Consider the following 16,231-nt stretch of genomic DNA (forward strand, 5'->3'; position numbering starts at 1 on the left):
CAATCCTTTCACTGGTCTCAATAAGTTATATAACTAACAGAATCAGACTTTTTCATGAGAAAAAGAGTGCGTATAAGTTATTTTTAGATTATTTTAAAATCTCATGCAATTGGTTTGGTTTTCTCTAGTCCTGATGGTCCCGACACTTCAGAAACCATAAAAGATATAATGCACTGCAGTCCCGAGGCTTCGGGAGCTCCATAAAAAAACGCTGTAAAACCTAAGTCTTACAGCGTTTTTCCAAGTGAATGGATATTAACATTTATTCAATTACGATTTCTTCAATTCTAGCTTTTCAGCAAAATAATCACAGAAGTCTTTCATCGTATCCGACATTTTTTCATCGTCTGTAGCACGCTTGAAAGTATCCGCCATTGCTACTAGAGTTTGGTGAAAGAAAATTTTCATTTCATCTACCGGCATATCTTTTGTCCATAAATCAATACGCATTGTTTCTTGTACTTTACTATCCCAGATAGAAAGCATAATTGCTTTTGCTTCCTGAGCTTCGACTCCACCATCTTTTGCCGACCATTTTAATTTTTCTGGCACACGGTTTTCATCTAATTCTATAAGAAATTTAATTTCTGAGGTTTGTTGTTTATTATCTGACATTACTTTTTAGGTTTATATTTTGACTTTTCAAAAATTTCTTTAGCGTTGGTTTGCATTAATTGCTCTACCGAAACATCATTGTTTTTCATGTATGAGCGCACAATTTGCCAACCAATCCAGGTTCCAACGCGCCCTGGAGATTCATTATCTATTTCGAGGTAAAATTTAGAAAATGGAGCTGTATTTATAAAGCGTGTCGTAAGTTTTGAATCATCACTGTACAACATTTCTCTTTCTATAAAATAACGCCACATATATCCTTCGTTCTCTTCACACCATTTTATTTGTTCTGGAGTATACCCTATTTTATCGGCATCACTATACTCAGGCAAAAGCAAATCTTTTAAATATAATTGCTTTCCATAATACACCATTTTTGTGATAAAATTTTTATCGGTAATTCTTGCTATCTTTTTCGAAGAAAAACTCGAAACTACATCTGGCATAATCTGTTTCTCTTCAAAATTTTGTTTGATGTAATTAGGAAATTGATAAAACTTATGTTCCTTTCCTAAATACAATTCAAGCGCAACGATAACTAAACTATCTGCATAAATAGCCTTATTATTATAATCCATCTCCGATATTATAGTAATAACTTTTGGAGTTTTAGTTTTAGGAAAATAATACTCTATATGCTGGAACAATTTATTAAATTCTTTTCGAACTGGCTCGAAATTCCCATATTTCTTTTGAACTTCGGTATACAATTCTCTCCAAAGCGGATCTTGCATTTTATTTAACCAAACCGAATCATCATTTCCCTCAGGAAAGAAAAAAGGATACTCTTTTTTTATTTTAGCTAAATCTTTAGGCTGGGTTTCAAAAAACACTTTATCAAAACGCTCCACCTTAATATTAACAGGAATTTCTTCTACAGCTTTTTCAATTTTGCTTTTTTTATCACAAGACAAAAAAAAGACACATAGAGCGAAAGCAAAGCGATATATTTTCATTTTATTTTAATTAAATTTGTGTTGCAAAAAATTTTAAGGAAAGACTACTTAAATATAATTCTGCAAATATACATTCCTGTATTTTAAAACTTAAACTATTATGGCTAAAAAAAGCACTATTCAAACAGAAAAAGTAAATACCTACATTGTAGAGTGGTTAAAAGATTATGCTAACAATGCTAAAGTGAACGGTTTTATAATAGGAATTTCTGGTGGTGTCGATTCGGCTGTAACCTCAACATTATGTGCCCAAACGGGATTTAAGGTTTTATGTGTAGAAATGCCTATACACCAAGCTCCAAATCAAGTTTCCAGAGGAAGAGAACATATTGAACAATTAAAAAAACGCTTCCCAAATGTTTCAAGTATAGAAACCGACTTAACAAGTACATTTGATGCATTTAAGGACGCCGTTCCTACAGATGGCGAAACCACTAAGGTAAATTTATCTTTGGCAAATACACGTGCCCGTTTACGCATGACAAGTTTATACTATCTAGCTGGAATTCACGGTTTATTAGTTGCTGGAACAGGAAATAAAGTTGAAGATTTTGGAGTAGGTTTTTACACAAAATACGGAGATGGCGGTGTAGATTTGAGTCCTATAGCCGATTTAATGAAATCCGATGTGTATGCTTTGGGCGAATTTCTTAAAATTCCTAACACAATTTTAACAGCTGCACCTACCGATGGCTTATTTGGAGATAATCGAACAGATGAGGACCAATTAGGAGCAAGTTATGACGAATTGGAGTGGGCAATGTTAGCCGATGAGCTAGGAAAATCAGCTACTGAGTTTGTAGGAAGAGAAAAAGTCGTTTTTGAAATTTATAAGAAATTAAACACAGCTAACCAGCACAAAATGAACCCAATACCTGTGTGTTCTATACCTAAAAAGTTAAAATAATCATTTTTATGCTGATTTGCAATAAATTACAGAATTTATTTATTAATTTTACAGTTCCAAAAAAAAATGAACAATTCTTAAAAAGGTAAAACTATGATTAAAGTATGTTTAGCAGACAACCACCCTGTGACGCACTTTGGCGTTAAGTCGTATTTTAAAGACCACGATGACATTTCAATTGTCGCAAATGTAGGTAATTTTACGATGGTAAAAGACATCCTTCAAACCAAGGACATTGACATTCTTATTTTAGATCTAGAATTAGAAGGTCTTGCCAGTATTTTTGAAGTGAAATCGATTCTCAAAACTTTTCCAAAAACAAAAATCATCATCTTCAGTAATCTTTCTGAACAAATGTACGCTCCAAATGCTATAAAAGCTGGTGTTTCGGGATACATTCACAAAACAGAAAAACTAGAGACTCTGGGGATTTCGATTATAAAAGTTCACGAAGGGAAAATTATTATCAATGAAACCGTACGTAAAAATATGGCATTGATCGCAAAACAGAGCAAAAGCGAACGTTTGTACAGAAAACTTTCTAACAGAGAGATTGAAGTATTGCGTTACTTAAGCGATGGTAAGAAAAACAATGAGATTTCTAAAATTTTGAACCTTAACGAAAAAACAATTAGTACATACAAGTTAAGGTTACTAACAAAATTGAATGTTACCAATTTAGTAGATTTGGTTAATAAAGCCAAAACACTAGAGATCATTTAAACATGGTAACGAGACATTACTCTTCCTAATTTTTTCGAAAACGAATTAACTAATTTAGAGTAATCCATAACCATTGATAAAAGCTCTATATTATCGGATTTAGGTTCAGATAATATAGAGTTTTTTAATTCCTCTATAATCTTATCAACCAAATACCAACGCATAGACAAAATTGTCTCGGTTACATATTGACCTATAGATGCCATTTTATCTTTTGCAAAAATATTTTGTCCTTCCCAATCATGGAGACTCACTTTTTCATCTTCCATTAAAATATCTGTTACTTCCTGAGCAAATTCCGGCTGTAAACGCATTAAATATTGCTCCAGATTAAATTTTTCATTCTGAAGATAAAAGTCTGTTAGATTTTTAAAAATATCTCTAAACAATTCATTAGATAATTCTACCTCATCCTCTTGCAAACTCAAGTAGATTCTTTGGTATACCTTATATTCTTTTTTTTCACTTACAAGCTCGATCTCCCCTTCTTCATTTGTTTTCATGAAGACATCTTCAAACACTTCTACCTTATCTCCATAAAGCAATAGAATCTCAATAACTTTTCGTTCTAAACCATATAGAATATCTATTTTTTCTACTTGCTGCTGTTCTGGATATCCTGGCTCTCCTGGATAATCATCAGGTGGTCCGTTTCTTGGATCTTCTGGATCTCCTCCTGAATACCCAGTATGTTTTGGCTTTTGGTTTCTTAAAACTTCAAAAGGTTTTTGTTCCTGTTTTTGCTTTTTATTAACTTCTGCAATATCTTTTTGAATTAACTGTGCCAAAGTACTCACAAGTACCTGCTCTGAAATATCCATTATTCGCGCACATTCCTGAACATAAATTTCACGCTGAATTCTGTCCGGAATTTTAGAAATACTCGTAACCATATCCCGAATTAAATCGGCTTTCTTTATAGGGTCATTTTTAGCATCATTCATTAACAACGAAGCCTTAAACTGAATGAAGTCTTTTGCATTTTCTTCCAAATATGCCACCAAATCATCATACGAAGTTTTTCTGGCAAAACTGTCCGGATCATCACCATCGGGGAAGCTACATACTCTTACGTTCATCCCTTCTTCCAGAATCAAATCAATTCCCCTAATGGACGCTCTTAAACCTGCTGCATCGCCATCAAAAAGTACAGTAATATTTTTGGTCAATCTATTTATTAATCGAATCTGGTCTGGGGTTAAAGCTGTTCCGGATGAAGCAACAACATTTTCTATTCCTGCCTGATTAAATTGAATCACATCGGTATATCCTTCTACCAAAAAACAGTTGTCTAGTTTCGCAATAGATTGCTTTGCCTGAAAAATACCATATAATACTTTACTCTTATGGTAAAGATCACTCTCTGGTGAGTTTAAATATTTTGCAGCTTTTTTATCATTAGTAAGGATACGGCCTCCAAAACCAAGTACACGCCCCGACATACTTTGTATCGGAAACATAACACGACCTTTAAATCGGTCAAAAGGGCGATCATCTTTTGGAATTGTTAATCCTGTACTTTGTAAAAATTCTAATTTATACCCCTGACCAAGTGCTTCTTTGGTTAAAGCATCCCAAGTTTCTGGAGAATATCCTAATTCGAATTTTTTAATTGTTTCATTTGTAAAACCTCTTTCTTTAAAATACGAATATCCTATTGCCTGACCTTCATCTGTATTTAAAAGGACATTATGAAAATACTTTTTGGCAAATTCCGAGACTAGATACATGCTTTCGCGAACATCCGTTATGGCTTTTTCAGCTTCTGATTGTTCTGTTTCTTCAATCTCAATATTATATTTTCTAGCCAGGTACCGAATGGCTTCCGGATATGTAAATTGGGAGTGTTCCATCAGGAATTTAACCGAATTCCCTCCTTTTCCTGTACTAAAATCTTTCCAAATCCCTTTTACTGGCGACACCATAAACGACGGGGATCGCTCATCCGAGAATGGACTTAAACCTTTAAAGTTACTTCCTGCCCGTTTTAAGTTAACAAAATCGCCAATTACCTCCTCTACTCGAGCAGTTTCAAAAACAGTATCTATGGTATTTTGTGAAATCAAAACGTATTTATTTTTTAAAGATTTAAGCCTGTAAAATTACACAAATCAAACTTGATATTTGAATTATATAAAACAAAAAAAGCACTTCTCCCGAAGTGCCTCATCATTATAAAACTAACTTAACTTTTTTAATTCAAATCTAAACGTAATCCTAATGAAACATTGTTTTGTTTTATATCATTGTCCGTAAACAAAGGGTTTAAATCATATTTTAAATACAAACTTATATCTCTATACCCCATATAACCACTTAACCCATAAATGAAATTGTTTACATTATAATCCCCCTTAGATACTACTTTTTCTTTTATATCATTTTGATCATATTTTAGGATTTGTTTGGACTTAACATTAATCCCTGCATATCCTCCTATCCCAAAACGGAAACTTCTGTGTGTTCTAAAATAAGTCCCTCCGTTACTATCATGTTTACTTCCCGAAAAATCAAACTCCAAATGTGCCGGTACAACTAAATAAACGTTTCTAAAACGAGATTCATCTAGATTTATAGGGTTAACTTCCAGAACAGTCTTATCACCATCTACAACAAAATTACGGTTCTCTGTAGGTCGAATATTATTATACATTAATGACAATCCGTATTTAGCATGAAGCAAATTATGATTTTTTAAAATTCTAGAATTAAATGTAAATCCCCATTCATAAAAATGTGAACCCATAAACTCATAATCCGAATCTTTCAAACTACCATTCGTCACAATATTATTTAACCCTGCTGCAAAAACAAATTGTGTAGTTGTTCTTTTCTCTCTATAAATTGAATCCTTTTCTTTACCACATCTTTTGCAGTCAAAACTTATCATGTATGTTTTTGTAGAATCTTTCTCTTTTATTTTCCCATCTACTTTTTGTTGTACTAAATCACTCAATTCATTTTGTGCAATTGCAACTTTCTCCTCGATTATAATTGCTCTGGCTTCTGCCAATTCTTTTTTCTTTTTATCAGCAGCTTCTTTTGTAATTTTTCCTTCAGATAACTGAACATTCACAACTTCAACTTCTTCTTTCAAAGCTGCTTTCTCTTCTTTGGTGACTTTTTCAATGTTATTCGCAATCTTTTTTGCTTTTGATTCGAATGTTTCCTGTCCTATCATTTTACTGACAAATAAAAACAGGATAAGGACTAAATAAATGGTAAAATTTCTCATGATTGTTTATTTTTAGATTGATTGATGATGATTCTTCTTTTAATTATTAAATAGCTATTCTTCAACATTTCTGTTTGCTAAAGCTACTTTTACAGTTTGGTAATTTTTATTTACCTTATTAATTACCTTCTCTCTAAAAGAAAGGTCCAATTCTCCATCTACTTGTGATAGTAAATCACTGGCATTTATCTTAACTCTGGATTTTTGTTGTGTAGATTTATCCATTGCCAAAGTTTTTTCTGCCGTTGTTAGTAATTGATCAACTGTGGCATTTTTTGAATTCTCTGCGATTGAAGTTTGATTGTTTTTTGATTCTGTTTCTTGATTGTTTTTCCAATTTTCTGTATTGGTTTCTTTGATGATTGAACGCTCCGCTACTTGATTTTTATTAATTCTGTTTTGATTTACTTTTTCACTTTTTCCTTCTTGAACTTCCTGTGTTTCTTTTACAACAACTACATTTGACTTTAAAGGCTTCAAAATTATTTTATCCTCTATACTATTGTTTGGCTTTGCAATAGTATCTTTCGCTTGTTCCTCTTTAACAACTATAACATTTTTCGGATTATTAACTAAAGTTTCTCTTTGATTGAAATAAACAGTACACACCAACAAAAAGCCTAGAAAACCTGCCGCAACATACATCCATGTATATTTCTTTTTAGGTTTCGTTTTTTCAGCAACATTAAGCATCGCATCCAATCGGTCCCAAGCTTTATCACTAGGACTAATTTCTCTTTCATTTAGTTTTTTACGAAACTCATTTTCTAGTTTATTCAGTTCCATTTTCTTCTTTTTTTAATGTAATAATTTGCTTTTGCAACATTTTGCGAGCATGTGATAATTGCGATTTTGATGTCCCCTCATTAATCCCTAACATCTTTGCAATTTCATTGTGTTTATATCCTTCAATAGCATAAAGATTAAAAACCATTTTATAACCATCTGGTAAATTATCTATCAAAAACTGTATCTGATCTATTGATAATTGACTTTCGATTCCGTTAAAACTCTCTTCGGTATAATTTTCATCTTCAATAAACTTTACCTTTTTTTGAACCCGGAGATAGGAGATACATTCATTTACCATTATCCTTCGAACCCAACCTTCAAAACTTCCTTTATTTTCAAATTTTCCAAGATTTGTAAAGACTTTCATAAAAGCTGTTATCATTACATCTTCGGCCAATTGTATGTCTTTTATATACTGACGGCATACGCTTAACATTTTCGAAGAAAACCGATTGTATATCTGCTGTTGCGCCTGTCGATTATTATCGATAGCCAACTGAATGATTTCAGTTTCTTCTTGATGTAAATAGATTACTTTCATAAAACTTAATAGAGAATTCAAAAAAAATGATTCGGTAAAAATAAACTCAAATACTATTATTATATATCGTCAGTTTAAAATAAAACAGACTTCTATTAGCATAGACGCTTTAAGATTAAAAAAGGTTGTATGGGAATTTTAAAATTCAATAATTAAAAGATTTAAAACTCAAACAAAAAACCACAACACAATGAAATATAAGTTTTTAAAAAATTAATTATTTTTAAAAATTCAATCAAAATCGTGACAAATTATCTAATTATTTTTTTCTTTCGATAACGTAGTTAACCATCAAAGTCAAGGCTGCTTTGAATTCGGAATCTACATAATTTCCAAGAAGAGAAAGTGCTTCTTGCTGAAATTCTACCATTTTATTTTCGGCGTAAGCCAAACCATTATTATCTTTTACAAAAGCAATAACTTCTTTTACACGCTTCTTGTCCTTATTATGGTTTTTAATAGAATTAATAAGCCAGCTTTTTTCTTTGGAAGTACAATTGTTTAAAACGTGTATTAAGGGCAAAGTCATTTTTTGCTCTTTGATATCAATCCCGGTAGGTTTACCAATTGCTTCTTCGCTATAATCGAATAAGTCGTCTTTTATCTGAAAAGCCATTCCGATAAGCTCTCCAAATTTACGCATATTCTCTACCTGAGCTTCATCTTCAATAACCGATTTTGCGCCAAGTGCACAACAAGCAGCGATAAGTGTTGCTGTCTTTTTTCGAATAATTTCATAATAAACATCCTCGGTGATATCTAGTCTTCGTGCTTTTTCTATTTGAAGTAATTCGCCTTCGCTCATTTCGCGAACTGCTACAGAAATTATTCTAAGCAAATCAAAATCACCATTATCTATAGAAAGCAACAATCCTTTTGAAAGTAAATAATCTCCAACCAGAACGGCAATTTTATTTTTCCAAAGCGCATTTATAGAGAAAAATCCACGACGACGGTTACTATCATCAACCACATCATCATGAACCAAAGTTGCAGTATGTATCAATTCAATAACAGAAGCACCGCGATACGTGCGCTCGTTTACAATTCCTTGCGAAACCATTTTGGCTGTCAGAAAAACAAACATAGGACGCATTTGTTTTCCTTTACGGTTTACGATATAATAAGTAATTCTGTTCAACAAAGCCACTTTTGAAGTCATCGATTCATGGAACTTTTTTTCAAAAAGTTCCATTTCACTAAAAATGGGCTGTTTTATTTGAGAAGTAATATTCATTTAGATTTCAAATATACTACTTTGAAAATTGAATTCCATATATAAATTATTATTTGGAACCCAAATACCATTATTTTAAAGTTAGAATAACATTTATTTATTTTAAGACACTTCAGCTTCTTTATTGGCCAATTGCCCACAAGCAGCATCAATATCTTTCCCTCTGCTTCGACGTACTTTTACCACAATACCAATATTCTCAAGTGCTTTTATGTACGCATTAATTGATTCTTCTGATGCTTGCTGAAACTCTCCGTCATCAATCGGGTTATACTCAATAAGGTTTACTTTACAAGGCACGTATTTACAAAACTTAACCAAAGCATCAATCGATGCTTTATCATCATTAATACCTTTCCACACTACATACTCGTACGAAACTTTACATTTAGTTTTTCTATACCAATATTCTAATGATTCCCGTAAATCTGCCAAAGGGAAGTTTGTACTAAAAGGCATGATTCGAGAACGGATTTCATCAATTGCAGAGTGTAATGAAACTGCCAATTTGAATTTCACATCATCATCTGCCATTTTCTTAATCATTTTTGGAATTCCCGATGTCGATACCATAATACGTTTAGGAGACATTCCTAAACCTTCCGAAGAAGTAATCATATCAATCGCCTTCATGACATTGTTATAATTCATTAGCGGTTCGCCCATTCCCATAAAAACAATATTCGATAAAGGATGATTATAATACAAACGACTTTCTTTATCTATAGCTATTACCTGATCGTAAATTTCTGCAGGCTCTAGATTTCGCATTCTTTTTAATCGTGCTGTAGCGCAAAAATTACAGTCTAAGCTACAACCAACCTGGCTGGAAACACAAGCTGTAGTTCTTGTTTGGGTAGGAATTAAAACCGATTCTACAACCAGTCCGTCATGTAAACGAACAGCATTTTTTACAGTACCATCGCTACTGCGTTGCATTGTATCGACCTTAATATGATTGATAACAAAATTATCTTCGAGCATAGAACGCGTTGTTTTGGCAACATTTGTCATATCCTCAAAACTATGTGCTCCTTTACTCCATAACCATTCATAAACTTGGTTTCCGCGAAAAGCTTTATCATTATTTGCGACAAAAAAATCGCGCAATTGCTCTTTTGATAAGGCTCGTATATCTTTTTTCTCCATTTGCATGGTGCAAAGTTACTAAGTATTTGCTGATTTTAATCGATCATACGCTATAATTAAACATTTATTACATATAAAACCCAAGCGATCATATTAATTAAAAAACATGATTTTCTTCTTCTTCAAACAAATAAATCCCCAATACTTCTTACACCCAATAAAAACCCCTTATGCTACATCGTTGTAGTCATAGATAGGGCTTTAATATAATTTTAACAATGATTTATATCATACCTCAAACGGTTTATAGGTAATAAATTTGACTTAAATAAATACCACGATTAGTTGCTAAAAAACATAATACTAGAGCAACGAGTCAGAATAAATTAATAATAATTAAATACAAGAACATGAAATCTCCAAAAATCAAATTACTGTTTTCAACACTATTATTCTTCGGAATTATATTCTCCTCAAGCGCTCAAAAAAACTTCACGCTAGATGCAAAAACCAATTTCTCTGTATCAGGAACATCAACAATGCATGATTGGGAAATGAAATCTGACTCCAAAACAGGAACAGCAAATTTTACAATCACAGATTCTAGATTGACAAGTATCAATAGTATTGATATTACCCTACCTGCAGAAAGCATTAAAAGCGAAAAAACAAGTATGGATAAAGTAGCATACAAAACTTTAAAAACAGACAAATTCAAAAACATTAAATATGTTTTAAAATCTGCCGAAAAAATTAACGAAACTACATGGGAACTTACTGGAACTTATACCATAGCCGGAGTAAGCAAAGTATTAAAAACACAAGTAAAAACTTCAGTTACCAAAGAAGCTGTAACACTACAAGGATCTAACAAAATCACTTTTACAGATTTTGGAATGAAATCTCCAACTGCATTACTAGGAACCATTAAAACTGGAGAAAACTTAACAATAAAATTCAATTTAAACTTTAATTAAGACAACTATGAAATCAATATACATATTAGCAATTGCAATACTAAGTATTACTACAGCAACGGCACAAGTAGGCTTTGGACACATCCAAAACCAAATTCCCAGAAATCAAAAAGGGATCAACCAATTTGATGTAAAAAAAGATACTGTTGCATACAAAGGAATTAGCATTGACATCGGAGCTGCTTTTGCCTTACAATTTCAAGGAGTAAATTCATTTAATGACCAAGGAAACTTAGCTACAGCTCCGGATTACAGATTAAACAATTTACAGAACAATTTTAATTTACCAAATGCAAATTTTACAATTGGAGCTCAATTATATGATGGTGTACGCGTGAATTTAGATGTATATCTTGCATCAAGGCATCATAACGAAACTTGGGTAAAAGGTGGTTACTTGCAAATCGACAAATTAGATTTTATCAAAAAAGACTTCTTAGCCGACTTCATGCAATATACAACCATCAAGATTGGGCAAATGGAAAACAATTATGGTGACGCCCACTTTAGAAGGTCTGACAACGGAAACGCACTTATGAATCCTTTTGTAGGGAATAATATTATGGATGCTTTTATTACCGAAATGGGTGCTGAAATATACTATAACAGATCAGGATTCATAAGCATGATTGGTGTTACAAATTCAAAACTAAATCAAAGCGTTGAAGAAATCAAACCTGCAACTCCTACTGATACAAAACCTGACATTAACACAACTGTAAGCCCTTCAATAATTGCCAAAATAGGATGGGACAAGCAAATTGATCAGGATTTAAGAATCAGACTTACAGGATCATTGTATCACACGGCAAACTCTAGCGGTAATTTATACTCTTCAGACAGAGCAGGTAGCCGTTTTTACGGAGTTATGACTCACTCTGCCTATAATATACTTGATGCATCTGGAAACCCAATTCCTTCTACTGTCGCTGGTCAAAAAACTACTGTAGCAGATAATTTTGACCCAATGGCAAATAAAGATACTGGGAGATTTAATCCTGGATACGGGAACTGGGCAACATCATACATGATAAATCCATTTATAAAATACAAAGGATTTGAGTTTTTTGGAACGTTAGAATTTACTTCTGGAGGAGATTTTAAAGGAACGGATGCAACTCGTAAAGTAAATCAATACGTTGGAGATATAGTATACCGTTTTGGTGAAGGAGAAAAATTTTATGTAGGTGGAAAATATAATTTGGTAGATGGAAAACTTGCTAATGCAAATGCTCAAGCAATTCAAATAAATAGATTTGAAGCAGCTGCGGGTTGGTTCATGACAAAAAATATTTTAGCAAAAGTAGAATATGTCGATCAAAACTACAAAAACTATTCTCAATTTAATGGAGTAACACCTAATGATTTCTTTGGTGGAAACTTCAAAGGAATAATGTTCGAAGCTGTAATTACATTCTAATGAGATGCGAATCACAACAACAATAACAGTAATCGGTTTAGTACTTTCCTTTTTTTTGGGAAGTGCTAAACCAAATTATTTCAACGATGATCTTATATTAAAAATCAATAAAATAGAGATTCAAATTGACGGAATCTCAACGGTAGGCAAATACAATTGCGCCAATATGTTTTCTAAAAAAGACACTATTTTTTTCTATCTAAATAAAAAAAATAGCGCAAAAGTAGAAATCCCGATGTCTACCTTTGATTGCGGAAACAAGATGATGACCAAGGATTTATTAAAAACCGTAAAATCGGATGAATTCCCTAATAGTTACGTTACTTTTTCTGACCTAAAATCATTTTCAAAAAATTATAAATGTGATCTTACATTTGTAATTGCAAATAAAACTTTAAAATTCAAAGACTTCATACTACTAAACAAGACAAATAATAAAATTGAAGGAAATATTAATCTAACATTTACAGACCTTGGACTTAAAGCACCAGTAAAAATGGCAGGACTTATAAAAGTAAAGGACGAAATAAATATAAGTTTTAGTTTATACAAAAATTGAATACCTAACATTACTTTCTCTATATTAATTTGCTTTTTATTCTTAACTCTAATTTGCTAGTTTAGCAAATCGATTCAAAATCGTCTTCATCTTCTTATTTAAACAAAAAAATTATCGTTATTTTTAAAATATTTGCATAATAAAAGTAGGATAATTGTACCGTATTTATTTCTAATTCAGTAGATTTGTAAAAGATGTCATTGTCACAAAACAATAATCAAGGATCAGTAACCTAATTACAAACCCAAATAATTAAAATTATGAAAAGACAAATTTTAAGTTTAGCATTAGTTGCCGTATTGAGTTTAACTGTTCAATCTTGTAAAAAAGACGCGAAAGCTGATGAAGTTACAATAGGAAACAAAGTAGATTCACTTGCAAGCGACATAAAAGAAGTGAAAGACACTGCAGTAACCAAAGCCAAAGATGCTGCTACGGACGTAAAAGACGCAACCAAAAAAGCTGCAGATGACGTAAAAGAGGCTGCCGATAAAGCTGCTAAAAAAGCAGAAGAGGCTGCTAAAGCTGCCAAAGACGGAACTGTAAAAACAGCTAAAGAAGTAAATGACGCATTGAAAAAATAATTTTTTTTACCCATAAAAAAACCATTCGTTAAGTCGAATGGTTTTTTTTATGCCAAAAAATATAGCAGATATTTTGTATTTTTGTCTTCAAAACTTAGATAGTATAAAAATGCATTTCATCTCACAAGACTTAGAAGACTACATCGAACAACACTCTGAAAAAGAACCTGAATTACTGGTTCGTTTAAATAAAGAAACATACCAAAAAATCCTTTTACCACGAATGTTAAGCGGTCATTTTCAAGGACGTGTTTTAAGCATGTTATCGAAATTAATCCGACCTGTAAACATTCTTGAAATTGGAACTTATACCGGATACTCGGCTTTATGTTTGTGTGAAGGAATGCAGGAAAATGGGCAATTACACACAATTGACATTAAAGAAGAGTTAATCGATTTTCAGAGAAAACATTTTGACAAATCTCCTTGGGGAAAGCAAATCTTTCAACATCTAGGCGAAGCAATAACTATTATCCCAACATTAGATGTGAAATTTGATTTGGTTTTTATTGATGCCGACAAAGAAAACTATCTTAATTACTACGAATTGATTGTTCCTAAAATGAATAAAGGCGGTATTATCTTATCTGACAACGTCTTGTGGAGCGGTAAAGTCTTAGAACCATTACAACCAAATGACATTAGTACAAAAGTGCTTTTAGAATACAACTTACTTTTAAAGAATGATCCAAGGGTAGAAACTGTTTTACTACCTATTCGTGATGGTTTAACCGTAAGTCGAGTGTTATAATTTTTCAGCCAACATACTAGATCAAAACAGAGTTGAATATGGAATACATCAATGAAATAAACTCAGAGGGCTTTGTAATTATAGACAATGTTTACGATGAAAACGAAATTAAAAAACTGATTTCGATAATTGAAAACGTTACTAAAAATAAAACAGATAAAACAACATTTAGGAAATCTGAAGATCTATTTGCTATTAGACAATTTCACAAGGAAATCCCTGAAACATTAGATTATATTTTTAATGAGAATTTAAAGGATATTATAAAATCAATCTTTGATGAGAATTATTTTATAACTAAATCAATCTATTTTGACAAACCCGAAAAATCAAATTGGTTCGTTGCTTACCATCAGGATTTGACAATTTCGGTTGATAAAAAATTAGAAATAGAAAATTTCGAAAATTGGACTACCAAACAAAATCAATTTGCTGTACAACCACCAAAAGAAATTCTTGAAAACAATTTCACCATTAGGATACATATCGACAAAACAACGAAAGATAATGGTGCTTTAAAAGTAATCAATAACTCCCATTCAAAAGGAATTCAAAGAATCGAAAATATAGAAATAAAGAAAGAAAAAGAAACGATTTGTGAAGTCGAAAAAGGCGGAGTAATGATCATGAAACCATTACTTTTTCATGCTTCAAATAAAACAACAAATAACGAAAGAAGACGAGTTATCCATATTGAATTTAGCAATACCGAATTACCAGACGGATTAGAATGGAGCGAGAAAACGAAGCTTAATTAATATAAACTTTTTAAATTCTTAAGGGCAATTCTAGCCCAGATGGAAACGGCATCCTTTTTCTAGCTCCTTTAGCCAGGAAAAGATAGAGTGTACAGCTGGAAAAAGCTCCCGAATTTTATACTGGAAAATACCTAGCTCTTACCTTTTGATATATTTTATAGATTAGAAATCCCATTGTTGCTCCTGCTAAATACCCGCAAAGAATATCCAACGGATAATGCAATCCTAGATAAATACGGCTATAAGCAAATATTAATGGCCATAAAAATATCAATCCAAAATATTTGAAGTACTTATTAAGCAATAGATATAAAAAAGTAGCTACCGCCATTGTATTGGCTGCATGTCCTGAGAAAAAACTGAATGAATCTCGGCTTTGTACGATTCGAATAAATGATTTAATATCCGGATTATTACAAGGTCTTAAACGCTGCACATTATTTTTAACCAAATTTGTTAATTGGTCTGTACAAGTTATTAAAATCGCTATAAAAAGCAATAAATACAAGGTTTGTTTTGTTCCTAATTTTTTATAGATAAAATAAAACAACAATAAAAAAAGGGGAATCCAATTTACTTGTTTTGTAATTATTAACCAAAGATTATCATAGGTTTCAGAGCCTAATCCGTTAAGATATACAAATAAATTAGTATCGAGTTCTTGTATTTTTTCAAGCATTATATCTGACGTTTTATAGGGCCTGTAATAGTATCAATTTCTTCTTTTGTTTTTTCCAATTGTGTAGAAGCATCACCCAACAAATTAGTTTTAGCTTTTTCTATTTCAGAATTAATATTACCTGTAATATTATCCAATGATTTTGCATCAAAACCATTTGCCTCAGCTCCTTTTTGGATTTCGCTTTTTATATCGTTTGTAGCATTTTTAAGTTGTGCCATTGCTTTACCCATTGTACGAGCAATTTCAGGCACTTTATCAGAACCAAAAAGCATAAGTACTACAAATAGTATAAAAACTAATTCTCCTCCTCCTATACCAAACATATCTTTTTTATTTTATGTGCTACAAAGATATTAAATTTTGTAGCTGAGTGTTTTAAAATTTCCTTAAAAAAAAGAGACTCTT

18 protein-coding genes are annotated in these 16,231 nt (G+C 32.0%); 8 read left to right on the forward strand and 10 right to left on the reverse strand.

All coding sequences use genetic code 11. The features are described 5' to 3' along the window. Nucleotides 1-270: 270 nt before the first annotated feature. Together gldC and gldB are read right to left on the reverse strand one after the other, a co-directional pair. A complete protein-coding gene (gldC, locus tag OIU83_RS12045; protein WP_264206507.1) occupies nt 271-615 on the reverse strand; it encodes a gliding motility protein GldC in 345 nt (114 codons plus the stop codon). Further along, nucleotides 615-1,571 carry a gliding motility lipoprotein GldB gene (gldB, locus tag OIU83_RS12050; protein WP_264206508.1) on the reverse strand — a complete coding sequence of 319 codons (957 nt, stop codon included), beginning with the start codon at nt 1,569-1,571 and terminating at the stop codon, nt 615-617. The genes gldC and gldB overlap by 1 nt, the downstream gene beginning before the upstream one ends. 100 nt (nt 1,572-1,671) lie before the next feature. Between gldB and nadE the strand changes: the two genes are divergently transcribed. Further along, on the forward strand, nt 1,672-2,478 hold the full coding sequence (nadE, locus tag OIU83_RS12055) for an NAD(+) synthase (protein ID WP_264206509.1): 807 nt from the start codon (nt 1,672-1,674) through the stop codon (nt 2,476-2,478). Between the two features lie 93 nt (nt 2,479-2,571). Further along, entirely contained in the window at nt 2,572-3,201 is a 630-nt protein-coding gene (locus OIU83_RS12060) for a LuxR C-terminal-related transcriptional regulator (protein WP_264206510.1), read from the forward strand. Here OIU83_RS12060 and dnaG read toward each other — a convergent pair. From dnaG to rlmN, 6 genes are all read right to left on the reverse strand, one after another. Then, the gene (gene dnaG, locus OIU83_RS12065) at nt 3,198-5,267 is read right to left on the reverse strand and encodes a DNA primase (protein WP_264206511.1); all 2,070 of its coding nucleotides are present in this window, start codon (nt 5,265-5,267) and stop codon (nt 3,198-3,200) included. The genes OIU83_RS12060 and dnaG overlap by 4 nt on opposite strands. A 128-nt stretch (nt 5,268-5,395) precedes the next feature. After that, nucleotides 5,396-6,436, reverse strand: a complete 1,041-nt coding sequence (locus OIU83_RS12070) for a hypothetical protein (protein ID WP_264206512.1) — start codon at nt 6,434-6,436, stop codon at nt 5,396-5,398. Nucleotides 6,437-6,490: 54 nt separating this feature from the next. Beyond that, the gene (locus tag OIU83_RS12075; RefSeq protein WP_264206513.1) at nt 6,491-7,222 is read right to left on the reverse strand and encodes a hypothetical protein; all 732 of its coding nucleotides are present in this window, start codon (nt 7,220-7,222) and stop codon (nt 6,491-6,493) included. Further along, nucleotides 7,209-7,769: an RNA polymerase sigma factor gene (locus tag OIU83_RS12080; protein WP_264206514.1), complete on the reverse strand. Its 561-nt coding sequence runs from the start codon at nt 7,767-7,769 to the stop codon at nt 7,209-7,211. Before OIU83_RS12080 ends, OIU83_RS12075 begins: the two co-directional genes overlap by 14 nt. A 259-nt stretch (nt 7,770-8,028) precedes the next feature. Further along, the gene (locus OIU83_RS12085; protein ID WP_264206515.1) at nt 8,029-9,006 is read right to left on the reverse strand and encodes a polyprenyl synthetase family protein; all 978 of its coding nucleotides are present in this window, start codon (nt 9,004-9,006) and stop codon (nt 8,029-8,031) included. Nucleotides 9,007-9,108: 102 nt separating this feature from the next. Further along, on the reverse strand, nt 9,109-10,161 hold the full coding sequence (gene rlmN, locus OIU83_RS12090) for a 23S rRNA (adenine(2503)-C(2))-methyltransferase RlmN (RefSeq protein ID WP_264206516.1): 1,053 nt from the start codon (nt 10,159-10,161) through the stop codon (nt 9,109-9,111). A 344-nt stretch (nt 10,162-10,505) separates the two neighbouring features. Here rlmN and OIU83_RS12095 point away from each other — a divergent pair, with 344 nt between their 5' ends. The 6 genes from OIU83_RS12095 (at nt 10,506) to OIU83_RS12120 (ending at nt 15,144) form a co-directional block, all read left to right on the forward strand. After that, a complete protein-coding gene (locus tag OIU83_RS12095) occupies nt 10,506-11,072 on the forward strand; it encodes a YceI family protein (RefSeq protein ID WP_264206517.1) in 567 nt (188 codons plus the stop codon). A gap of 7 nt (nt 11,073-11,079) precedes the next feature. Continuing rightward, complete coding sequence (locus tag OIU83_RS12100) at nt 11,080-12,492, forward strand: hypothetical protein (protein WP_264206518.1); 1,413 nt, start codon at nt 11,080-11,082, stop codon at nt 12,490-12,492. 4 nt (nt 12,493-12,496) lie between these two features. Continuing rightward, complete coding sequence (locus OIU83_RS12105; protein ID WP_264206519.1) at nt 12,497-13,051, forward strand: YceI family protein; 555 nt, start codon at nt 12,497-12,499, stop codon at nt 13,049-13,051. 260 nt (nt 13,052-13,311) lie between these two features. Continuing rightward, nucleotides 13,312-13,635: a hypothetical protein gene (locus tag OIU83_RS12110; protein WP_264206520.1), complete on the forward strand. Its 324-nt coding sequence runs from the start codon at nt 13,312-13,314 to the stop codon at nt 13,633-13,635. Nucleotides 13,636-13,744: 109 nt separating this feature from the next. After that, a complete protein-coding gene (locus OIU83_RS12115) occupies nt 13,745-14,386 on the forward strand; it encodes an O-methyltransferase (protein WP_264206521.1) in 642 nt (213 codons plus the stop codon). Nucleotides 14,387-14,424: 38 nt separating this feature from the next. Further along, nucleotides 14,425-15,144 (forward strand): phytanoyl-CoA dioxygenase family protein, encoded by a 720-nt coding sequence (locus OIU83_RS12120; protein WP_264206522.1) that lies wholly within the window; start codon nt 14,425-14,427, stop codon nt 15,142-15,144. 115 nt (nt 15,145-15,259) lie between these two features. On the opposite strand, the gene OIU83_RS12125 is transcribed toward OIU83_RS12120, so the two are convergent. Beyond that, complete coding sequence (locus tag OIU83_RS12125) at nt 15,260-15,823, reverse strand: phosphatase PAP2 family protein (RefSeq protein WP_264206523.1); 564 nt, start codon at nt 15,821-15,823, stop codon at nt 15,260-15,262. After that, nucleotides 15,823-16,149 carry a Sec-independent protein translocase subunit TatA/TatB gene (locus tag OIU83_RS12130; RefSeq protein ID WP_264206524.1) on the reverse strand — a complete coding sequence of 109 codons (327 nt, stop codon included), beginning with the start codon at nt 16,147-16,149 and terminating at the stop codon, nt 15,823-15,825. The genes OIU83_RS12125 and OIU83_RS12130 overlap by 1 nt, the downstream gene beginning before the upstream one ends. Between the last annotated feature and the right edge of the window lie 82 nt (nt 16,150-16,231).

Origin of the sequence: Flavobacterium shii, from assembly GCF_025847235.1 — a bacterium.
In the GTDB taxonomy this organism is placed as follows: domain Bacteria; phylum Bacteroidota; class Bacteroidia; order Flavobacteriales; family Flavobacteriaceae; genus Flavobacterium; species Flavobacterium shii.